Raw genomic sequence first — 20,701 nt, 5'->3', positions numbered from 1 at the left:
CGAGTGCCGGAACGAGCGAAGATCCTCCTGGTCGACGACCGGGAGGAGAACCTCATCGCCCTGGAGGCCATCCTCAGCTCCCTCGACCTGGTGCCCGTACGGGCCAAGTCGGGCGAGGAGGCCCTCAAGGCGCTGCTCAACACCGAGTTCGCGCTCATCCTGCTGGACGTGCGGATGCCCGGCATGGACGGCTTCGAAACGGCCGCCCACATCAAGCGGCGCGAGCGTACCCGGAACATCCCGATCATCTTCCTGACCGTGGTCGACAGCGCCCCCGACTACGCCTTCCGCGGCTATGCGGCCGGCGCCGTCGACTACCTCACCAAGCCGTTCGACCCGTGGGTGCTGCGGGCGAAGGTGTCGGTGTTCGCCGAGCTCTACAACATGAACAAGCGCCTGGCCGAGCAGGCGTCGCTGCTGCGCGACCGCATGGCCGCCGAACTCCCGCCCGGCGCCTCCGTCCAGGGCTCGGTGCTCCCCGAGCTCTCCCGCCGGCTGGCCGCGGTGGAGGACGAACTGGCGAGGGTGCGCGAACTGGCCCGCAAGTCCCAGGACCCGGTGCTCACCGCCCCCCTCACCGACCTCACCGAGCGCCTCGCCAACCTACGCGCCGGCTTCGACGCGCTCTCGTAGGGGGTGCTCCCGGCTTCCACACCCGCCGTGGCGTGCGTCCGTCCGCCGATAGGCCCTTTTCGCCTCCAAGTTACGGCCGGCCCCCGCCCACGCCACCCGCCGACGTGGGCGGGCGCAGGTCGGGGGGATCGCTTGTCACGTCGGACGGGGTCCCCACCGTCACGACCCTTCGCCGGCCCTTTCCCGCGGACACCGGCCCCCTCGTCACTCTGCTGGTCGGCAGCCACGCCCAAACCCCGAGGCACCACCCCAGGCGGAACCCCGGGAGCCCGTCACCCGAGGCTGGAGCGCCTCGATGCGCCGCCAGGCGAGGTCTGGAGGCCTTGCGTGGAGGTGGTGGCTCAGGAGCCGCATCCGACACGGACGGCCCGAAGCGCCTTTGCCCGACGACCAGCGGCCGGGTTGCGCTGCGCGAGGAAGCGGCCAGCTCGTGCCGCACGAGGAAGCGGCCGGGTTGCGCCGCGCACGGGAGTGGCCGGGTTGCGCCGTGAGGGAGTGGGCGGGGTCGGGGGTAAAACGCGGGGAAATATCCGGTAGAGGTGGGGTTTGTGGTGGGTTGGGGTTTTTAGAGTCGGTAGTGATTCGATGCCGGAGAACGGAGAACTGCCGTGTTCGATCAGACCTTCCTCCGCGAGCTCGCCGCCATGAAGGACGAGGCGGGCGTGGTGTCGCTGTACACCACCGCCGACCCTCGCGAGGAGGCCTCCACCCGGCCCGCCCGCGGGATCCGGCTCAGGAATGAGCTGGCCGCGATTCGGGATCACGTCAACACCTGGCCGGATCGCGAACGCCGTGAGGCCGTGTTCCGCCGGCTCGAAGCACTGGAGCCGGACATCGTCGAACTTCTCGATGCCGCCGAATCCGGCATCGGACGGGCGCTGTTCGCCTCTGTCGGCGACAACGACGTCCGCACGATCAAGCTGCAGGTCCCGATCGAGGACTGCGCCGTGCTCGAATCCACCGCCTACGTCCGCCCGCTGCTCACCGCCATGGCCACCAGCGCACCCGCCGGTCTGGTGCTCGTCTCACGGGACGGCGTGCGCCTCATCGACCTCCGGTACGGCGTCGCCGAGGAGATCAAGCACGAGACCTACGAGATCGACACCGAGGACTGGCGCCCCATGCGCGGCCCAGGTCCGGGCGGAACCGCGCAGTCCAACTCCACCCAGACGGACCGGTTCCAACGCCGCGTCGAGGACCGCCTGCGCCGCAACCTCCACGGCAGCGCCCCGGAGATCGCCCGGCAGGCCAGGTCCCGTGGCTGGACGGACGTCCTGCTGATCGGCGACGTGGAGCTGACCGAGGTGCTGGCCGGGGCGGTACACCCCCTGGACGTCGTCCAGGTGGACACCATCGTCGACACCCTCCCGCCCGCCGAGGCGGCCAAGCACGTGGCCCCGGAACTGGCCGCCACCCGCGAACGCCGCGACGCCGCCCTGGCCGCCAGGGCGGTGGACGCGGCCAAGTCCGGCGGCCGTGGCTCCCTGGGCCTCAACCAGACCCTCGCCCTGCTCAACGAAGGCCGGGTGGACCACCTGCTGCTGGAGGAGTCGGCGAAGTGGTCGGGCTTCAAGGGCCTGGACGGCTACCTGTACGACCACGCACCGGCGGGCGTCCCCTCCGACCCCGAACCCGACCTGGGCGAACGCATGATCGAGGCCGCCCTGAACACCGGCGTGACCCTGACGATCCTCACCACAACCGGCGCCGAAGCCCTGACCAACTACAACGGAGTAGCCGCCCTCCTCCGCTGGTAACACCGCCAGACCAAACAGGCATGGGCAGCGGGTGAACCTGCCAACCGGGGGGTTGCCGGCGGGCCTTCCCGTGGGTGAGGGCTCACGAAGGGCCGTTGCGGTGGGGCGTTTGTCCGACGTGAGAAGCGATCCCCCCGACCTGCGCCAGCCCACGTCGGCGGGTGGCGGGGGCGGGGGCTGGCCGTAACGGAAAAACAAGGCCCGCATGAAGAGAGAGGCCCGCACAAAGAGAGAGGCCCGCACAAAGAGAGAGGCCCGCACGAAGATAGAGGCCCGCACGAAGAAGCAAAAGGCCCGCGCGAGGAGGCGGGCGGGGCACCGAAAGGGACTCAGAAGGAAAAGCTAGTGGCGGGCGCGTTCCAGGGCGTCCCAGAAGCCGCGGCGGAGCGCGTGGCGGACTTCGTCGTGGAGGAGGAAGTCGATCGGGAGGGAGGAGCCCTGCAGCAGCCGGGCCTCCAGGTCGGACGGCATGCGGGGTTTGCGGGCCAGCACCGCCTCCAGCCACAACGCGGGCGCGTCCCTGGCCACCGACTCGCCGAAGTCGTGCCCCTCGCGGTGTGCGGCCTTCACCGCGTCGGCCAGCGTGGTGGCGCCGCCGGTCGCGGCCGGGGTCGGTGAGACCGGGGCGGGCTGCGGGCCGGTGTAGGGGCCGAGCTGGGACGGCTGCTGGTACGGCGACGGCGTCCCGTACTGGCCGGCGGACGGTGGCTGCGCCTGGATGGGCCCGGTGACGGGGGCCGCGGACGGCTGCGGCGGGGTTGGCTGCTGCTGCTGGGGCGGTGACGGGGGCTCGGGCTGGTAGGTGTAGGTGGGCAGCGACGGCGGGCGATTGCCGGGCGAGGCGGGCGCGGCCGGGCTGGGCTGGGCCGGGGGCGTGGGCTGGGCGGGGATCGCGCTCTGGGCCGGAGGCAGCGACGGCGGGGGCGAGGGCGGCAGGGAGGCGTGCGCGGCCTGGCCGTTGCTGACCGGCTGGTGGCCGTTGGCGGCCTCGGCGGAGCCGGTGACCAGGTTGACGTACGGGCGCAGGTGGCCGCCGCCGATCTCGATGAGGTCGTCGCTCTCCTGGCGCAGCGTCCGGGAGACCGCCCAGCTGCCGTCGGCGGTGATGTGCACGACGGTCACCCTGATGCCCAGATCCTGGGCGTCGCAGACGACCTGGGCGAGGTCCTCGTCGCCGCTGACCACGACGGCGTCGCAGATCGCGCTGTTGCGGGCCAGCGTCATCAGGTCGCGGTGAACCTGCGCGTCGACGCCCTCGCGGCGGCCGGGCCTGATGCGCGACAGGCGCAGCTTCAGGCCGGGGATGTCGGCGAGCGCGTCGTGCTCGGGCGTGCGGCGGCCCTCGACGGTCGCCTCGTACCAGTAGCAACGCAGCAACGGCAGACCCGTGCGCTCGCGTGACAGGTTCGTCATGAGCTGCAGCAGGCCGGGATAATCCCAGGAAACCGCTTCGCGATGGCGAGTCCCATGAACGGCCATCGCGCCGTCTGCCAGCAGATAGCCAGCGTCCACGAACAGCGCGCAGCGATCCACGCGACACCGCCCCTTTCTAGGTGGCCCGACCTTCTGGCTCTGCACCGTCAGAGCCGGACTCGGCGGCCCTTTACCAGGGTAATGAAGCCAATGATCGTGCGAGGGTTAATCCCGACGATTCCGCCCTCGCCCGACGTTACGCCAGAGGATTTACGCGAACCGTACCAGTCTGTCCCGTTCACGGTCACGACCGTGCGCGGACACTCACCGCCGCGACACCGAACAACACCGCGTCCCTTCTGGAGACGATGCTCAGCCGCGGTCGCTCCCCCAGCTCAGCACTGAAGGTATCCACGTCGACACCGAACGTGAGCCCGCTCGCCCCGTTCGACGACCCGTCGAACGTGTTGCCCGCGTCCCGCCCGCCCGCCTCCGGCACCATCGCCGAGCCGCCGAGCGAGACCTTGTCGCCGGACAGGTCCGCGTCGCCCTCCCACGTGACGAGCTCCAGCCGCGCGGGGGCGGCCGCCGGGATCAGCCCGCCCAGCGGCACGTCGAGCCGTCCCGCCGCGTCCTTCTCCCCGCCGATCTGCGTGGCCGTGTCGAGCACGACCGCCTGACTGTACGGCTGCGCCGGATCGGTCGCGATCACCACCAGGCTCCACCCGGCATGCTGCGAGATCCCCGGCTTCATGGGTGCGTCCGCCGCCCACCACATCCCCTTCTTCTTGCTGCTGCTGACCAGCCCGGTCACGTCCGCGAACGCCTGGTAGGCGGGCCCCACCGGCAGCTCGCGCGCCATGACCTGGTTAGGCCGGATCTTCACGTACCCGTCCCGTCCGGCCGGCCGGAACTTGATCGGCCCCGCCGTCTTGGTGCTGGCCGACCAGTAGAGCCCGGCCCACACGATCTGCCCGCCCGCCGGCAGGTCGAGCCTGGCCGCGCTGGACGCCTTGGTGCTCGCCACCTGGTCGCGGTCGAGCGGCTGCATGGTCCAAAGGTCGTTGTCGCGCCGCTGCCCCTGCCTGCGCAGCGCCTCCGGGCAGCCCTGGCGGCTGGGCGGGCAGGTGAGCAGCGCGTTGCCGACCGCCCTGACCACGACCTTCCCGTCGGTGGCGAAGCGCGCGGGCGCGCCGTCCTCGCGGACCCCGATCGGCGAGACCGCCTTCACCTGCACGCCGCCCGCCTTGATCCGGACCGCGGGCCCGGCGCCTTCCGGAGCCGAGGCGGCCACCCGTACGCGCAGGAACACCGCCGTCGCCGACCCGCCCCTGAGCGGCCGCCGTACGCACTGGGCGCCGCGCTGGGCGACCTTGCACGACCAGCCGTCGACCGTGCCAACCGGTTTGACCGCGGTGACGGAGCTGCCCCTGCTCCCGCCGGTGATGAGCGTGACGCCTTCCGGAAGGGCGACGGTGGCGGCGAGTTCGTCGCTGGGTCCCTTGCCGGCGTTGCGCAGGCGGATGCCGATGATGCCGGGCTGGGCGCGTACCAGGGAGCCGAGCGCGCCGATGGTCGCCGACAGTTTGGCCCTGCCGGGCTTGGACGTGGTCGGCGTCGGTGTGGGAGTGGGTTTGGGCTCGGGTTTCCTGGCCGGTTTCTCGCTGGGCGGCTCGACGACCGGGGGCTCCTGGCGGGTGGGGCTCGGCGCCGCGGCGACCGGGGGCTTCTTGATCGGTTCCTCCCCCGAGACCAGGAGGAAGGCGGCGACCGCCACCCCGGCCGCCACGGTTCCCGCGACGGCCGCCTGCTGGCTCTTGGGCGCGCGGCGGATCCAGCCGATCGCGTGGATGATGCCCGCGCCGGCGCCGCCCGCCGCCGCGCTCGCCTTGGCCAGCGCGGCCAGGTACCCGGCGAAGACCGGGCCGACGAAGAGCGGTCCGACGATGACGCGCAGCCCGCGGTTGACGTCGGTGAGCTCCAGCAGCACGGAGTTGCACTCGGCGCAGCCGCTGACGTGGTCGTCGACCGACTTGGAGTCGCGCCTGGCCAGGCCGCCCCTGACGTAGGCGCCCATCTTGCCGAGCACCGGACGGCAGGCCTGCTGGGGCGAGGCGGCCAGATGCATCTGCAGGTACGCCTGCCGCAGCCCCTCGCGGGCCCGGTAGGCCAGGGCGGCGACGCCGTTGGCCGACAGCCCGAGCAGGGGGCCGACCTCGGCGGCCTTGGAGTCCTCCACCTCGGTGTGCCACAGGACCGTACGCCAGCGGTCGGGCAGCGACAGGAACGCGCGGGAGATCAGCGACTTCTCCAGCCCGGTGAGGGCGGGGTCGACGAAGGGCACCCCGGGGTCGAACAGCTCGATCTCGCCGGTGCTCACCTGACGGCTCTCGACCCGGCCGCGGTCGTAGACCGTCCGGCGCACGACCGTCAGCAGGTACGGCCGGAACCCGGCGTCGGGACCGCCGCCGCGACCCACCAGGTCGAGGATCTTGGTGAAGGACTCGGCGACCACGTCCTCGACGTCGGTTTCCCCCCGCACCAGCTGGCGGGCGAGGGCTCGGGCGGCGACGACGTGGCGTTCGTAGAGCACGCCATAGGCGGCGGCGTTGCCGCCTCGTACCGCTTCGAGTAGATCTGCATCGCTTTGCGGCGATTCGACACTCATAGTGACCTCACGATTACGCGGGGTTGCCCCGGCGAATCATTCCGCATTCCGCGTCATGACTAACCCGAAAGCGCGTCTTTGCCTTTGAAACCCTTTCGGAGGACAGATGGACGAGGACATTCCAGGATCACTGCGCTCGCGCTGGCGCAAGAGGAGCCTGGAGGCCGGCTGGTCCCTGCCCGAGGACTGGTGGACGCCGGCGGTCGAACACGCGATCAAGGCCGTGAACAGGGGCCATGACCTGATCCGCGCGTGCGCCGCGCTCGGGGGCGCACGGGCACGGGCGGGGGTGGGCATCGGCGAGGGCATGAACGACCTCGCCGCGCTCTTCACCGCGCTCGGGCTCGGCGAGCCGCCGTTCACCGCCGCGCGATCCTTCGCCGTGGGCTGGACCGAGGCGAGCTTCGCGCCGGTGAACGGGCTCTGCTGCGAGGACCCGTTCACCGGGCTGGCCACGGTGACCTACCTGCGTACCCGGCTGGCGGAGGTCTACCGGGGCTCGCTCGCCGCGCAGCACCGGCTGGTGGTGGCCGAGCCGTACGAGCGGCCGGGGGACCTGGCGGGACGGCTGGCGGCGATGCTCGCGCTGGCAGGCGCGGCGCGGGAGGCCTTCGCCGGCGACGAGACGCTGGCGCAGCTCGCGCCCGCCCGGGTGGGCGCGCTGGCCAGGGCGGGACCGGCGCTGGTCCCGCGGCTGACCCCGCTGGAGGTGTTCCGGGTCTCGGTCAACCGGCTGCCCGACGGTTACGAGCAGGCTCTCACCCTGCTGCGAACCTTAAGCTTGGACCCATGACGGATCGCGAGAAGCTGCTTGCCGAGATCAAGAACAAGGCCGTGGTGCACGGCAAGGTCATCCTGTCGTCGGGACAGGAGGCCGACAGCTATCTCGACCTGCGCCGGATCACCCTCGACGGCGTCGCGGCGCCGCTGGTCGGCCAGGTGTTGCTGGAGCTGACCGCGGACCTCGGCTACGACGCCGTGGGCGGGCTGACGCTGGGCGCCGACCCGGTGGCCGCCGCGATGCTGCACGCCGCCGCGGCGCGGGGACGCACGCTGGACGCGTTCGTGGTGCGCAAGTCGCAGAAGGTGCACGGGCTGCAGCGCCGTATCGAGGGACCGGACGTCAAGGGCCGGCGGGTGCTGGCCCTGGAGGACACCTCGACCACCGGCGGTTCGGTCATGACCGCGGTCGAGGCGCTGCGCGAGGAGGGCGCCGAGGTCGTGGCCGTGGTCACGATCGTCGAGCGCGGCGCGGCCCCGCGGCTGGCCGAGGAGGGCCTGGAGTACCGCTACGCCTACACGGCCGAGGAGTGCGGCATCTGATTCACGGGCCGCCGCGGACCGTGAACGCCTCGCGCTCGCCCGCCTTTCCGGGGGCGCGCGCCTTGCCGTTCTCCGCCACGCGTACGGTGCCCGCGTCGGACAGCACGACCGACAGCTCAGGCTCGAAGTAGCTGACCTCTTCGCCCCTGCTCATGTCGCGGTACTGGAGCACGTCGCCGCCGGGCACCCGGACCGTGACGAGCGGGCAGGTCTCGGCCACGCACTCGATGCGCACCGTCGGCACCTGCGCGCTCGTGGTGGGCGTGGCCGTGCCGCGGTCGGCCGAGACGGGCTCCGGGGTGTCGAGCGCGCCGAGCAGGGCCCGCGCGCCGATCACGACCAGCGCCACCACGAGCGCGACCGCGAGCACGGCGAGCGCGAGCCTCGCGAGGCCCATCGGGTCTGTCCTGTGGCGTCCCACACACCGGAGCGTACCCGTTGGTAACCTTGTCTTGCCCTCTTGAACACCAACACGATGACCCGGTCCCGGCACAGGGTCTGTTTCTTACTGCTTCGTGTTGACCCTGTGGTGTTTGCCGTTGGGCGTGGGCAGGGCCTTCGCCGCCCGCCGGCCCTTCACGAACTCGACGATGATCGGGATGAGGGAGATGAACACGATGAGGAAGACGCCGGGCAGGATGTACTTGTCGATCTGCTTGGGGTCGACCTTGCTGCCCAGGAAGTAGCCGAGCAGGATCAGGCCCTCGGTCCAGACGATGCCGCCGATGACGTTCCACATGAAGAACCGCTTGGGGCTCATCTCCAGCACGCCGGCGACCGGGTTCATGAACGTACGCACGATCGGCACGAACCGCGCCAGCACCACGGCCTTCGCCGGGCCGAACTTCTCGAAGAACTCCTCGGCCCTGAGCACGTGCTCCTTCTTGAAGAGCCGCGAGTTGGGCTTGTCGAACATCTTCCGGCCGAACTTCATCCCCAGGAAGTGGCCGAGCTGCGCGCCCGCGATCGCGCACAGGGGCGTCCCGATCAGCAGGACCGGCAGCGAGATCGGCTCGATGCCCATCCCCACGGCCACGGAGGCTGAGCTGAAGATCCCGGCGGCCACCAGCAGCGAGTCGCCCGGCAGGAAGAAGCCGAGCAGCAGGCCGGTCTCGGCGAAAATGATCGCCAGCACGCCGACCGTGGCGAACGCCCCGAGAATGGTCAGCCACCATGTCGGGTCGAGGAGATTGAGAAGCCAGTCCACGCAGTGGAGCTTACCGGGCGGTGTCACTACCACGGGGGTTGGCGAGCCGCGATACTGGGCACCGCGAAGCCGAACGTTCTAGGAGATGAATCATGCCCATCGCCACCCCAGAGGTCTACGCGCAGATGCTCGACCGGGCCAAAGCAGGCGGATTCGCCTACCCGGCGATCAATGTGACCTCTTCCCAGACGTTGAACGCCGCGTTGCGCGGCTTCGCCGAGGCCGAGAGCGACGGCATCGTCCAGGTGTCCACCGGCGGCGCCGAGTTCCTGTCCGGCGCCACCGTGAAGGACATGGTCATCGGCGCGAGCGCCCTGGCCGAGTACGCCCGCGTGGTCGCCGCCAAGTACCCGGTGACCGTGGCGTTGCACACCGACCACTGCCCGAAGGACAAGCTCGACGGCTTCATGCGGCCGCTGGTCGACATCTCGCTGGAGCGCGTGGCCAAGGGCCTGGACCCGCTGTTCCAGTCGCACATGTGGGACGGCTCCGCCGTACCGCTGGAGGAGAACCTCGAGATCGCCAAGGAACTCCTCGACAAGTGCCACCGCGCCAACATCATCATGGAGATGGAGATCGGCGTCGTCGGCGGCGAGGAGGACGGCGTCGTCGGCGAGATCAACGAGAAGCTCTACACCACGACAGACGACGCGCTGGCCACGGCCGAGGCGGTCGGCATCGGCGAGCAGGGCCGGTACATGCTGGCCGCGACCTTCGGCAACGTCCACGGCGTCTACAAGCCCGGCCACGTGAAGCTGCGCCCGCCGGTGCTGAAGGACATCCAGGACGCGGTCGGCGCGAAGTACGGCAAGGACAAGCCGTTCGACCTGGTCTTCCACGGCGGCTCCGGCTCGGCGCTGGAGGAGATCCACGAGGCGATCACCTACGGCGTGGTGAAGATGAACATCGACACCGACACGCAGTACGCCTTCACCCGCCCGATCGCCGCGCACATGTTCACCAACTACGACGGCGTGCTCAAGGTCGACGGTGACGTCGGCAACAAGAAGGTCTACGACCCGCGCTCCTACGGCAAGTCGGCCGAGGCGGCCATGGCGGCCCGTGTGGCCCAGGCGTGCCAGGACCTGAAGTCCGCCGGCACGAAGATCACCTAGTCACACGAGTGGCCCGGCGGGTATGACTGTTTGTATGGATAACCTTCTCGCCGGGCCGCCCCCGACCCTCCTGCCGGATCTGACCGAGGCCAGGCAGGCGCTCGAGGCCGGTGCCAAGGCCGCCGACGTGGCCGCCCGTTTCCCCGCCTACCCGGCGGCATGGGCGGCTCTCGCGGAGGAGTACTTCGCAAAGGGTCACGCGGTCACCTCATACGCCTTCGCCAGGACCGGCTACCATCGCGGTCTCGACCAGTTGCGCCGCAACGGCTGGAAGGGCCACGGTCCGATTCCCTGGGAGCATGTGCCCAACCAGGGCTTCCTGCGCTGCCTGTACTCGCTCGCGCGCGCGGCCCAGTCGATCGGCGAGAAGGACGAGGCCGAGCGGTGCATGCAGTTCCTCAAGGACAGCGACCCCGCCGCCTACGACGCGCTGGCCAAGTGAGCCTTGGGGACGAATAGCCCAATCGGGTAGTCTCTCTACGCAAGAGCCCCTGTCGCGCTTGCGCCAGGGGTTTCCGTGTCTATTGGCGTGCCCGCTCGCAGTCGCTGCGCCGCGGATCCATCGCCGTGTGCTGGGGAGATAGAACCATGCCGGCTGTCGTTGTCTTGGGCGCCCAGTGGGGCGATGAGGGCAAGGGAAAGGCCACTGACCTGCTCGGCGACGCCGTTGAGTATGTCGTCCGCTACCAGGGCGGCAACAACGCGGGCCACACGATCGTCATCGGCGACCAGAAGTACGCGCTCCACCTGGTGCCCACGGGCATCCTGTCGCCGAACGTGGTGCCGGTCATCGGCAACGGCGTGGTGATCGACCCGGGCGTCCTGCTCCAGGAGATCGACGCGCTCGCGGCGCGGGGCGTGTCCGCGGAACGCCTGCTGATCTCGGCGAACGCGCACCTGATCATGCCCCACCACAAGGCCCTGGACAAGGTGAGCGAGCGCTACCTGGGCAAGGCCAAGATCGGCACGACCGGCCGCGGCATCGGGCCCGCGTACGGGGACAAGATCTACCGGGTGGGCATCAGGGTCCAGGACCTGCTCGACCCGGGCATCCTGTCGGCGAAGATCGAGGTCGCGCTCAACGAGAAGAACCAGATCCTCACCAAGATCTACAACCGGCGCGGTCTCGACCACGCCCAGGTGCTGGAGGAGTACCTCGGTTACGCCGAGCGCCTCAAGCCGCACATCGCCGACACCTCGCTGGTGTTGTCGAAGGCACTCGACGAAGGCAAGTTCGTGCTGCTGGAGGGCGGTCAGGGCACGCTGCTGGACATCGACCACGGCACCTACCCGTTCGTGACCTCCTCCTCGCCGACGAGCGGCGGCGCGTGCGCGGGCTCCGGCATCCCGCCGCAGCGCCTGACCAAGGTCATCGCCATCCTCAAGGCGTACACCACCCGCGTCGGCTCCGGGCCGTTCCCGACCGAGCTCGAGGACGCGATGGGCGACTGGCTGCGCACCACCGGCGGCGAGTACGGCGTCACCACCGGCCGCAACCGCCGCACCGGCTGGTTCGACGCGGTCATCGCCCGCTACGCCACCCGCATCAACGGCGTCACCGACTTCTTCCTCACCAAGCTCGACGTGCTGTCGGGCCTGGAGCGCATCCCGGTCTGCGTCGCCTACGACGTGGACGGCGAGCGCCACGACGAGATCCCGATGACGCAGACCGGCTTCCACCACGCCAAGCCGATCTACGAGGAGTTCCCCGGCTGGCAGGAGGACATCACGGGGGCCAAGACGTTCGACGACCTGCCGCCCAACGCGCAGGCGTACGTGCGCACGCTGGAGGAGATGAGCGGCGCGCCCATCTCCGCGATCGGCGTCGGCCCCGGCCGCGACCAGACGATCTCGCTGCGCTCGCTGGTGTGACGTGCGGAGGGGCGCGCCGCTTGGCGCGCCCCAACCCGTGGCGGCCGTCCTGAGGCGGCCTCGCGTCAGCGCGAAGCGGCCTTCCTGACGCGACCTCGCGTCAGCGTGTGGCGGCCTTCCTGACGCGGCCTCGCGTCAGCCCGTGGCGGCCTTCCTGATGCGGTCCACGTCGCCGCGCTCGGCCGGTGGGAGCGGAGCGCCGACCGAGGCGCGCAGCTCCGCCGCTTCGTCCAGCAGGTCGAGGGCTCGCGAAGGCTCACCCTCCAGGACGGCGACTCCGGCCAGTCCTTCCAGCGCGAGCGCCACCGAGCGCGGGTCGCCGAGCGCGCGTGCGGCCCGCAGTCCCTCCTCGTGCAGCTTCCTCGCCGGTACGGCGGCGCCACGCGACTCGGCGGCGAACCCCAGCTCGGCCAGGATCAGCGTCACCCCGTAGAAGGGCACGTCGTAGTCGGCCTCCAGGCGGCGGTTCCATTCCAGCGAGGCCCGGAACAGGCGCTCAGCCTCGTCCAGGTCACCGGAACGCCGGGCCACCAGCCCCAGCCCCACCCGCGCGAACTCCTCCGCGAACCGGTTCGACTGCTCGGCCGCCAGCCGCATCCCCCGCTCGTGGAACTCCCGCGAGCGCTCCAGTTCCCCCGTCAGCAGCGCGATCCGCCCCAGGCTGGACAGCCGATAGGACACGTCCGTCCACAACCGCAGGTCCTCGGCGATCCGCAGCCCCTCGCGGTGCAGGGCCGCGGCACGCTCATAGTCGCCGCCGATCTCGGCCAGGTAGCCGAGCTGGTCGTTGGCCTGTAGCCGGCCCCACTGGTCCCCCAGCTCGGTGAAGATCTCCAGGCTCTCCACGCCGCTGCGCGCGGCCCGCGCGAACTCCCCCTGGAAGATCGCCTGCTTGGCCCGTCCCATCAGCGCCGCCGCCTCACCCCACCGGTCGCCCGTGGCGCGGAAGCCGGCCAGCGCCCCGTCGATCAGCGGCCCGGCCTTGGCGACGTCGCCCAGGTGCAGGTGGGCGTGCGCGGTGAACCAACGCGACCGTGCGGCCGCCTCACCGCCCCCTTCCCGGTACGGCAGGCCGAGCAACATGGCGAACCCCGGCTCCCAGGCGGTTCCCCCGGTCAGGCGGTGGGCCTCGGTGTACCGCCCGCGCAGGTACAGGTACCAGGCCAGCCGCTCGCCGGTGTCCACGGCGCGCAGGTTGGTCATCTCCTCGTCGAGCCTGGCCAGCCATTCCCGCTGGGCGTGGCCGTACAGGTGGGGGCGGGCGCGGTCGGCGAGGCCGGTGTAGTACGCGTCGCGCCGCGCGAACAGCGGGTCGTCCGGCGCCAGGCGCTCCAGGCAGTAGGCGGCGATGCTCTCCAGCAGCCGGTAGCGCGGCGGCTCGGCGACGACCATCGACCGGTTGACGAGCTGGTCGACGAGGTCGGCGTCGATCCCGGCGGCCTCCAGCGTGCAGCCGCCCGGGTGGACGGCCAGGGCGCTCAGCGCCTCCCGCTGCGGCGGGGTGAGCTGCTCCCAGCTCCAGTCGATCACCGCGCGCAGGGTCCGCTGACGGGCCGGCAGGCCGCGGGTGGTCCCCGACAGCAGCCGGAAGCGGTCGTCGAGATGTTCGGCCACCCCCCGCACGCCGAGCGCGCGCACGCGGGCCGCGGCCAGTTCGAGCGCGAGCGGCAGGCCGTCCAGGCGGCGGCAGATCGCCTCGGCCCACGGCATGGTGTCCGCGTCCGGCGTCACGCCCGCGCGGGCGGCGAACAGGCTCAGGGCGTCGGGCGCGGCCAGCGGGGACACCGGGTACACGGCCTCACCGGGGATGGCCAGCGGCTCCTGGCTGGTGGCCAGCACCCGGAGACCCGGAGCGGTACGAAGCAGCAGGTTCACCAGCTCGGCCACCGGCTCGACGAGGTGCTCGCAGTTGTCCAGGACCAGGAGGAGCTCACGGCCGCTCAGGGCGTCGGCCAGGCGCTCGGGCAGCGCGGCCCTGCCGGATCGGGCCACCGCCTCGTCCCGCACGTCCAGGACATCGGCCACCACCTCGGCGACGGTCGCCGGGTCCTCGGCGCTGAGCCCGGCGAGCTCCACCAGCCAGGCGTTCTCACGGAAGGCGGCGGCGGCCAGCGCGAGCCGGGTCTTCCCCACCCCGCCTGGCCCCGTCAACGTGACCAGCCGCGACCCACCGGCACCCCCCGCACCACCAGAAGACCCGGCATCCCCGAACGGCGCGGAAGGCCCGGCACCCACGTCGCCCAGGAGGGCTCGTACCCGGGCCACGGCCGCCTCCCGGCCGATCAAGGGGGTGAGGGGGGTGGGGAGGTTGGTGCGGGGGCGGGCGGAGGAGGTGGCGGGGGTGGGCGCGGGGGCCAGGGCCGGGTCCTGGCGGAGGATGGACTGGTAGAGCTCCACCAGCTCCGGGCCGGGGTCCACGCCCAGCTCGTCGGCCAGCCGCTCGCGCAGCGCCGTGTACCCGGCCATCGCCTCGGTCTGGCGCCCCGCCCGGTACAGGGCACGCAGGTGTACGGCACGCAGCCGCTCGCGCAGCGGATGGCCGGCGACCGGCTCGGACAGCTCGTCGGCCAGCCGGGTGTGCTCGCCCAGCGCCAGCCGTACCTCGGCGTGTTCTTCGAGGGCCGTCAGGCGCTGCTCGTCGAGGCGGGCGGCGGCGGCGCGGGCGAACTCCTCGTCGCGGAAGTCGGCGTAGGCGGGACCGCGCCACAGGGACAGGGCGTCGGCCAGCAGGGCGGCGCGGGCGCGCGGGTCGTCCTCGGCGCGGGCGCGCGTGAGCAGGCGGGCGAAGGAGAGGGCGTCCACGTCGCGGGCGCGCAGGACGTAGCCGGCGGGCTCGTACCGGACGAGGTCGCGGCCCACGACGCGGCGCAGCTGGGAGACCTTGGTCTGCAGGGTGTTGGCCGGATTGCCGGGCAGGTCCTCGCCCCACAGGTCGTCGGCCAGTCGGTCGGCCGGGACCGGGCGGCCCTCGTGGACCAGCAGGTCGGCCAGGAGCGCGCGCACCTTCAGCTCGGGCACGCGGACCGGTTCACCGTCGTCGGCCCACACCGAGAGCGGGCCAAGCACACCAAATCGCACCAGGTCACGCTACCCCCAGCCAACCCCCAGCCGTCCGTGCGGGCCCAGGCGCACAGTGGACCCACAGCCACACGGGAGAGGAGGCGGAGATGCGGGTCGCGATCATCATCGGGAGCGTACGGCAGGGCCGGTTCGGGCCCACGGCGGCGAAGTGGATCCAGGAACGCGCGGGCCGGCGGTCCGGCCTGGAGGTCGACGTGATCGACCTGGCCGAGGCGTGGCTGCCCACGGTGCTGCCGGAGCGAGGGGGGCCGGAGCCGCCGGCCGTACGGGATCTGCGGCCTTGGCTCGCTCGGGCGGAGGCCTTCGTGATCGTCACGCCCGAGTACAACCACAGCTACCCCGCCTCGCTCAAGAACGCCATCGACTGGTACCGCGAGGAGTGGCGGGGCAAGCCCGTCGCGTTCGTGGCCTACGGCGGCGAGTCCGGCGGACGGCGGGCCGTCGAGCACCTGGAGCCGGTCTTCGCCTGCCTCGGCGCCGTCCGCGCCGGCGAGCCGGTGCTCTTCCACAACCACGAGAACCCCGAAGACAGCGAAGCCGAGCGACTGCTCGACACCCTTGAGGAGAATGTCATGAACCGCGAGATCCGCCTGGCCGTCCGTCCCTCCGGAGAGCCGGAGCTGCGTGACTTCGAACTGGCCACGACCGACGTCCCGCAGATCGGCGAGGGACAGGTCCTGGTGCGCAACACGTGGATGTCCGTGGACCCCTACATGCGGGGCCGCATGGACGACGTGGAGTCCTACATCCCGCCGTTCCAGATCGGGCAGCCGCTGGACGGCTCGGCCGTGGGCGAGGTGGTGGACTCACGTGCCACGGAGATCCCGGTGGGCGCCACCGTGGTGCACTTCCTGGGCTGGCGTGAATACGCCGTGGTCGACGCCGCGCAGGCGACGGTCGTGGACCCGTACCTGGCCCCCGAGGAGGCCTACCTGGGCGTGCTGGGCACCACGGGCCTGACCGCCTACGTCTCGCTCACCGAGGTCGCCCCGGTACGGCCCGGCGACACCGTCTTCGTCTCCTCGGCCGCGGGGGCCGTGGGCAGCGTCGCCGGCCAGCTCGCCCGCAAGCTGGGCGCGGCCAGGGTGATCGGCTCGGCGGGCGGGCCGTTCAAGGCCAAGCGGCTGGTGACCGACTTCGGCTACGACGTCGGGATCGACTACCGGGCCGGCTCGGTGGCCGGGCAACTGGCGCAGGCCGCGCCGGACGGCATCGACGTCTACCTCGACAACGTCGGCGGCGACCACCTCGTGGCCGCGATCGACGCGCTCAAGGTCGGCGGCCGGATCGCGATGGTGGGCGCCATCAGCGGCTACAACGCGACCGAGCCGGTGCCGGGCCCGGCGAACCTGTTCAGCCTGGCGCACAAGAGCGCGACCCTGCGCGGCATGCTGGTCAGCCACTACCTCGACCGCTTCCCCGAGTGGATCGGCAAGGCGGCGGGCTGGCTGGCCGACGGCTCGCTGCGTACCGAGTCGACGGTGGCCGAGGGCATCGAGCGGGCGCCGCAGGCGTTCCTGGACGTGCTGGGCGGCGGGAACGTCGGCAAGATGCTGGTCAGGCTGTGACCACGGCGGCGGTGACCACGGTGTGAAGACGCCAGCCGAGTGTGGAGTAGAGGGCCCTGCCGTCGGCGGTGGCCAGCAGGACGCCCGTCGCGGCGCCCCGCTCGGCCCCCGCGGACGACAGGGCCTTCATCACGACGCTGCCGAGCCCGCGGCGGCGGTGGCCGGCGGCGGTCTCCACCTGGTCGACGACGCCGGTGGCGCCGGTGAGCGCGAGCTGGCCGCGGGCGGCGACCTCGCCGTCGCCGGTCAGCAGCCGGGCGGTGACGACCTGGCCGCGCTGGACGACGGCGAGCGTGTAGCCGCCGGGCGCGGCCACTTCGGTACGGCGCAGCCGCGCCGTCATCATGAACTCCGGCATCTGGACCGACCAGGCCGGGGTGAGCGAGGGCGCCACCTGCTCGGCGGGCGCGCACACCTTGAGCCACGTGCCGGGCGTGTCGAGTGTGCCCGCCAGGTGGCGCAGAACCGCTGGTGAGGCTTTCGGGAGGATGTGGCGTACGAGGTGTCCAGGCAGGCCGACGTCGACGCGGAGACCCCAGAGCTCCTCGACCGGCTGTTCGGTGGCGCGTGAGACGGCCCAGCCCCGTGCCCAGGCCCGTACGATGTCTACGCTCATGACAGACCAGCTTAGGTTGATATATCCGCTTTTCTGGCTCGGAAGTTCCTGGTGCGAGCAATCTCACCAGCGCGGCGTGGCACCGCCTGCCCGGCACGGGCGGAGGGTATGGTCCCCGGTGTGCTGCGCGTCGAGATTCATGGACACAGGGGAGCCCGGGGGCTCTGGCCCGAGAACACCCTGCCGGGGCTGAGCCGCACGATGGAGCTCGGGGTCCATGCCCTGGAGCTCGACGTGGCGCTCACCTCCGACCGGCGGCTGGTGCTCACCCACGATCTCACCGTCTCCGCCGTGACCAGCGCCGACACCCGGCCGCTGACGGCCGGCGACCCCGACTACCCGTACGTGGGCAAGCCCATCAACGGCCTGAACCTGGCCCAGCTGCGCATGCTCGACGTCGGCGTACGGCTGCCGCGCCACCCCGACGACCCCTTCGCCCTGACCCAGGTGGCCGTCCCCGACACCAGGATGCCCACGCTCGGCGCGGTCCTCGGCCTGGTCAACGCCTACGAGGCGGACGGCGTCCGGCTGCACGTGGAGCTGAAGTCCGACCCGACGCGCCCCGAGCTGACGCCCGACCCCGAGCTGTTCACGGACCTGGTCCTGGACGAGCTCGACCGGCACGGCCGCCTGGGCAACGCGGCGATCCTGAGCTTCGACTGGCGCATCATCGCCCACGCCGCGAAGAAGGCGCAGGACACCAGGCGCTTCGCGCTGATCGAACTCGACACGCTCCACTGGCACGGCTGCCTGGGCGACGACATCCCCGCCGCGGCGGCCGCGGCCGGCGCGACGACGCTCTCGCCCGAGCACGTGATGGTGGACGAGGCGCTGATGGCCCAGTGCGCCGGCGCCGGGCTCGACGTGGCGGTCTGGACCGTCAACGACGCCGCCCTGGCCGCGCGCCTGCTCGACCTGGGGGTGGCCGGCGTGGTGACCGACTACCCCGACAGGATGCGGACGCTGTGGGCCGAACGTGGCCTGGACCTGCCGAAGCCGGTCCGCCCGCTCAAGCCCGTCGCCGTCTGACCGGGCTCCTCACCTGCCGATGGCCAGGTAGACCGCGCGTACCGCCAGCGCCCGCTCGATCTTGTCGATGATCGGCGCGAAGAACTGCCGGCGGTGGTCGCTGTCGCTCATCGAGGTGACGACGAAGTACATGCTGCCGAACCCGGCGAACAGCGTCGCGATGCGCAGCAGTGCCACCGGCAGCAGGGGGATCAGCGGCGAGGGGACGGGCCGCGAGCCGATCCACTGCTCGGCCGTCTCCGGCGTGACCATGAGCAGGCCGAGGATGAGGAAGAAGCCGAACAGCACCACGCCCAGCACCGCCGCCTGCACGAGCTGGCGGACGGCGAGCATCAGCAGCACGTTGCGTTCCTGACGGCCGGTGAGCGGCACCGGGCGCAGCGGCCCGTCCCGCGTCAGCTCCTCGAACGGCGCCTCGGCCAGCGGCGTGTTCCTGCAGGCCGACGCCAGCCTGGACGCGCTGAAGTCCTGCTCGACCCGGCCGATCTCCTCCCGCAGCCGCGAGGCCGAGGCGAGCACCGCGACCGAGGCGAACAGGACGACGACCAGGGCGAGGCGCCACCACTCCAGGCGGTTGACGGCCTGCCACAGCTCACCGGTGAAGAACAGGAACAACGTGACGAACAACAGCGCGGGCAGCGCCCGGCCCAGCAGGTGGACGCTGTTGCCCAGGTCGGAGAGGGTACGCCGGACCGTCCGGCCCAGCAGCGCGCCGAAGCCGTACGTCGTGCCCAGCAGGGTCGCGGCGAAGGCGGCGGCGAAGAAGAGCACGAACCCGAGCACACCGAGCCACCGCCCGGCCGGCGGTGTGACGTCGCCGTCCACGGCCACCTGAAGCAGCGGCACGGCCACGGGCATCAGCGCGTAGACGACCAGGACCACGACCGTGATCCTGGGCGAGATGAGCGTCAGCCTCCGGGCCGAGACCACCCCGGCCAGGCGTACGGCGACCGCCACGACGATCACCCAGCCGAGCAGCAGCCACAGGCCCGACCCCATGCTCTTGAGCGGCACCAGCCACAGCAACGAGACCAGGGCGACGAACACCAGCGGCGGCATCATCCGGGGCAGGACGTCGCGCCGGAAGGCGTAGCCCTCGATCATCGTGGGGACACCGTGGCGGACGAACCAGCGCTCGGTCTGGACTCGCTGCACTGACACCGGCAACAGGGTAGCTCTACAACCAGCCGTTACGCCGGAAGCCGCGGTAGAGCAGAGTACAGACGGTGATCATGAGGGTCACGATCGCCGGATAGCCCCAGATCTGGTCCGAGCCCGGCAGGAAGTCGAAGTTCATGCCGTAGATCCCGGCGATCATCGTGGGCACGGTCAGTATGGCCACCCATGAGGAGATCTTGCGCATGTCCTCGTTGGCGAGGGTGTTCGAGCGGGCCAGGGCGGCCTGAAGGATCGAGTTGGCGAGCTCGTTGGAGGACTCCACCTGCTCGCACACGCGGGCGAGGTGGTCGCTGACGTCGCGGAAGTACTCGCGCATCTCCGAGGGGATCACCCGCCGCTGGGGCAGCGCCGCCATGGGCGACTGCAGCGGGGTGACCGCCCGCTTCATCTCCAGCATCTCCCGCTTGAGCTGGTAGATCCGGTTGATGTCGCGGGAGCTGACGTCGGCGAAGACCGTGGCCTCGACCTCTTCGAGCTCCAGCTGCATCAGGTCGGCCACCTGAAGGTAGCGGTCCACGACGTAGTCGGAGATGGCGTGCACCACACCGGCGGGGCCGCGGTCCAGGAGGTCGGGGCGGCTCTCCAGCTTGTCGCGCACCTCGGTCAGCGGGCAGTGCTCGCCGTGGCGCACGGTGACCACGAAGTCGGTGCCGAGGAAGACCATGATCTCGCCGGTGGCGATGATCTCGCTGGTGGCGGTCAGCTCGTCGTGGTCGAGGTAGGCGATGGTCTTGAGCACCAGGAACAGCGAGTCGCCGTAGCGCTCGACCTTGGGACGCTGGTGCGCCTTGACGGCGTCCTCGACGGCCAGGGGGTGCAGGCCGAAGACCTCGGCCAGCCACTCCACCTCGGGAGCCTCCGGCTCGTGCAGGCCCACCCAGACGAACGCCCTGGACCCGGTCTTGTTGTGCTCGCGCACCAGCTCAAGGGACTCGACGATGCCCGGGGCGACGACCTTCTCGCCGCCTATGTAGGCGCCGTACTCGACGATGGAGTCGACCGGTGGCACACAGGCCTCACGCACGGGCTTGGTGAGCTGGCGCGCTACGTGGGGCTTCTTGACGGGGTGGCGGTTGATACGACGGAAAAGGGTGGACGAGCGCATGGCAGTCCCTTTCCGCCCGACCTGGGCCTGCCCACGCGTAGTGAAGAGTCACCTCAATCAAGGAAATGGCGTGGTGGCACGATCAGGCTGCCGGATTGGAGTGGTCGGGGGTATGCACGGCGTACGTGGACGAGC

The 20,701-nt window shown here is 71.3% G+C and carries 17 protein-coding genes and 1 pseudogene; 10 read left to right on the top strand and 8 right to left on the bottom strand.

The genetic code is table 11. The features are described from left to right. The first annotated feature begins 3 nt into the window (after positions 1-3). Together ACIBKY_RS35470 and ACIBKY_RS35465 are read left to right on the top strand one after the other, a co-directional pair. A complete protein-coding gene (locus tag ACIBKY_RS35470) occupies positions 4-633 on the top strand; it encodes a two-component system response regulator (RefSeq protein ID WP_397103690.1) in 630 nt (209 codons plus the stop codon). Positions 634-1,241: 608 nt separating this feature from the next. Then, positions 1,242-2,390, top strand: coding sequence for a VLRF1 family aeRF1-type release factor (locus ACIBKY_RS35465; protein WP_397103688.1), 1,149 nt, complete (start codon positions 1,242-1,244; stop codon positions 2,388-2,390). Between the two features lie 342 nt (positions 2,391-2,732). On the opposite strand, the gene ACIBKY_RS35460 is transcribed toward ACIBKY_RS35465, so the two are convergent. Together ACIBKY_RS35460 and ACIBKY_RS35455 are read right to left on the bottom strand one after the other, a co-directional pair. Beyond that, on the bottom strand, positions 2,733-3,923 hold the full coding sequence (locus ACIBKY_RS35460; protein ID WP_397103686.1) for an NYN domain-containing protein: 1,191 nt from the start codon (positions 3,921-3,923) through the stop codon (positions 2,733-2,735). Positions 3,924-4,107: 184 nt separating this feature from the next. Then, on the bottom strand, positions 4,108-6,471 hold the full coding sequence (locus tag ACIBKY_RS35455; RefSeq protein ID WP_397103684.1) for a sigma-70 family RNA polymerase sigma factor: 2,364 nt from the start codon (positions 6,469-6,471) through the stop codon (positions 4,108-4,110). Between the two features lie 106 nt (positions 6,472-6,577). On the opposite strand from ACIBKY_RS35455, the gene ACIBKY_RS35450 reads away from it, so the two are divergent. Together ACIBKY_RS35450 and ACIBKY_RS35445 are read left to right on the top strand one after the other, a co-directional pair. Then, positions 6,578-7,264, top strand: coding sequence for a hypothetical protein (locus ACIBKY_RS35450; protein ID WP_397103682.1), 687 nt, complete (start codon positions 6,578-6,580; stop codon positions 7,262-7,264). Further along, positions 7,261-7,794, top strand: a complete 534-nt coding sequence (locus ACIBKY_RS35445; protein ID WP_397103680.1) for an orotate phosphoribosyltransferase — start codon at positions 7,261-7,263, stop codon at positions 7,792-7,794. The genes ACIBKY_RS35450 and ACIBKY_RS35445 overlap by 4 nt, the downstream gene beginning before the upstream one ends. Before the next feature lies 1 nt (position 7,795). On the opposite strand, the gene ACIBKY_RS35440 is transcribed toward ACIBKY_RS35445, so the two are convergent. Both ACIBKY_RS35440 and ACIBKY_RS35435 read right to left on the bottom strand, forming a co-directional pair. Then, entirely contained in the window at positions 7,796-8,191 is a 396-nt protein-coding gene (locus ACIBKY_RS35440; protein ID WP_397103678.1) for a hypothetical protein, read from the bottom strand. Positions 8,192-8,299: 108 nt separating this feature from the next. Next, positions 8,300-9,001, bottom strand: a complete 702-nt coding sequence (locus ACIBKY_RS35435) for a DedA family protein (protein ID WP_397103676.1) — start codon at positions 8,999-9,001, stop codon at positions 8,300-8,302. A gap of 92 nt (positions 9,002-9,093) precedes the next feature. Between ACIBKY_RS35435 and fbaA the strand changes: the two genes are divergently transcribed. From fbaA to ACIBKY_RS35420, 3 genes are all read left to right on the top strand, one after another. Further along, a complete protein-coding gene (fbaA, locus tag ACIBKY_RS35430; RefSeq protein ID WP_397103674.1) occupies positions 9,094-10,116 on the top strand; it encodes a class II fructose-bisphosphate aldolase in 1,023 nt (340 codons plus the stop codon). A 34-nt stretch (positions 10,117-10,150) separates the two neighbouring features. Continuing rightward, the gene (locus ACIBKY_RS35425; RefSeq protein ID WP_379611254.1) at positions 10,151-10,558 is read left to right on the top strand and encodes a DUF3151 domain-containing protein; all 408 of its coding nucleotides are present in this window, start codon (positions 10,151-10,153) and stop codon (positions 10,556-10,558) included. Positions 10,559-10,704: 146 nt separating this feature from the next. Continuing rightward, positions 10,705-11,988, top strand: a complete 1,284-nt coding sequence (locus tag ACIBKY_RS35420) for an adenylosuccinate synthase (RefSeq protein ID WP_397103672.1) — start codon at positions 10,705-10,707, stop codon at positions 11,986-11,988. A gap of 135 nt (positions 11,989-12,123) precedes the next feature. Here the strand turns inward: ACIBKY_RS35420 and ACIBKY_RS35415 are convergent, their stop codons facing one another. After that, a complete protein-coding gene (locus ACIBKY_RS35415) occupies positions 12,124-15,066 on the bottom strand; it encodes a BTAD domain-containing putative transcriptional regulator (RefSeq protein WP_397103670.1) in 2,943 nt (980 codons plus the stop codon). A gap of 89 nt (positions 15,067-15,155) precedes the next feature. Between ACIBKY_RS35415 and ACIBKY_RS35410 the strand changes: the two are divergent. Together ACIBKY_RS35410 and ACIBKY_RS35405 are read left to right on the top strand one after the other, a co-directional pair. Further along, a pseudogene (locus ACIBKY_RS35410) lies at positions 15,156-15,560 on the top strand (NADPH-dependent FMN reductase); the annotation flags it as partial. Between the two features lie 81 nt (positions 15,561-15,641). Further along, complete coding sequence (locus ACIBKY_RS35405; protein WP_397104304.1) at positions 15,642-16,637, top strand: NADP-dependent oxidoreductase; 996 nt, start codon at positions 15,642-15,644, stop codon at positions 16,635-16,637. On the opposite strand, the gene ACIBKY_RS35400 is transcribed toward ACIBKY_RS35405, so the two are convergent. Continuing rightward, complete coding sequence (locus ACIBKY_RS35400; RefSeq protein WP_397103668.1) at positions 16,627-17,253, bottom strand: GNAT family N-acetyltransferase; 627 nt, start codon at positions 17,251-17,253, stop codon at positions 16,627-16,629. The two genes, ACIBKY_RS35405 and ACIBKY_RS35400, sit on opposite strands and share 11 nt — an antisense overlap. Positions 17,254-17,373: 120 nt before the next feature. Between ACIBKY_RS35400 and ACIBKY_RS35395 the strand changes: the two genes are divergently transcribed. Continuing rightward, positions 17,374-18,282, top strand: a complete 909-nt coding sequence (locus ACIBKY_RS35395) for a glycerophosphodiester phosphodiesterase family protein (RefSeq protein WP_397103666.1) — start codon at positions 17,374-17,376, stop codon at positions 18,280-18,282. Positions 18,283-18,291: 9 nt separating this feature from the next. Here ACIBKY_RS35395 and ACIBKY_RS35390 read toward each other — a convergent pair whose 3' ends face one another. Together ACIBKY_RS35390 and corA are read right to left on the bottom strand one after the other, a co-directional pair. Further along, on the bottom strand, positions 18,292-19,443 hold the full coding sequence (locus tag ACIBKY_RS35390; protein ID WP_397103664.1) for a hypothetical protein: 1,152 nt from the start codon (positions 19,441-19,443) through the stop codon (positions 18,292-18,294). A gap of 16 nt (positions 19,444-19,459) precedes the next feature. Continuing rightward, positions 19,460-20,566 carry a magnesium/cobalt transporter CorA gene (corA, locus tag ACIBKY_RS35385; protein ID WP_397103662.1) on the bottom strand — a complete coding sequence of 369 codons (1,107 nt, stop codon included), beginning with the start codon at positions 20,564-20,566 and terminating at the stop codon, positions 19,460-19,462. Positions 20,567-20,701 lie beyond the last annotated feature (135 nt).

Origin of the sequence: Nonomuraea sp. NPDC050394, from assembly GCF_044459065.1 — a bacterium.
Classification (GTDB): Bacteria; Actinomycetota; Actinomycetes; order Streptosporangiales; family Streptosporangiaceae; genus Nonomuraea.
This window is presented reverse-complemented; position numbering and strand designations above follow the sequence as displayed.

Bases quoted from the DNA above. Each gene is read 5' to 3' on its own strand.
- ACIBKY_RS35445 (WP_397103680.1), top strand. From the start codon at position 7,261: ATGACGGATCGCGAGAAGCTGCTTGCCGAGATCAAGAACAAGGCCGTG.
- ACIBKY_RS35440 (WP_397103678.1), bottom strand. From the start codon at position 8,191: ATGGGCCTCGCGAGGCTCGCGCTCGCCGTGCTCGCGGTCGCGCTCGTG.
- ACIBKY_RS35450 (WP_397103682.1), top strand. From the start codon at position 6,578: ATGGACGAGGACATTCCAGGATCACTGCGCTCGCGCTGGCGCAAGAGG.
- ACIBKY_RS35400 (WP_397103668.1), bottom strand. From the start codon at position 17,253: ATGAGCGTAGACATCGTACGGGCCTGGGCACGGGGCTGGGCCGTCTCA.
- ACIBKY_RS35425 (WP_379611254.1), top strand. From the start codon at position 10,151: ATGGATAACCTTCTCGCCGGGCCGCCCCCGACCCTCCTGCCGGATCTG.
- corA (WP_397103662.1), bottom strand. From the start codon at position 20,566: ATGCGCTCGTCCACCCTTTTCCGTCGTATCAACCGCCACCCCGTCAAG.
- fbaA (WP_397103674.1), top strand. From the start codon at position 9,094: ATGCCCATCGCCACCCCAGAGGTCTACGCGCAGATGCTCGACCGGGCC.
- ACIBKY_RS35405 (WP_397104304.1), top strand. From the start codon at position 15,642: ATGAACCGCGAGATCCGCCTGGCCGTCCGTCCCTCCGGAGAGCCGGAG.
- ACIBKY_RS35420 (WP_397103672.1), top strand. From the start codon at position 10,705: ATGCCGGCTGTCGTTGTCTTGGGCGCCCAGTGGGGCGATGAGGGCAAG.
- ACIBKY_RS35455 (WP_397103684.1), bottom strand. From the start codon at position 6,471: ATGAGTGTCGAATCGCCGCAAAGCGATGCAGATCTACTCGAAGCGGTA.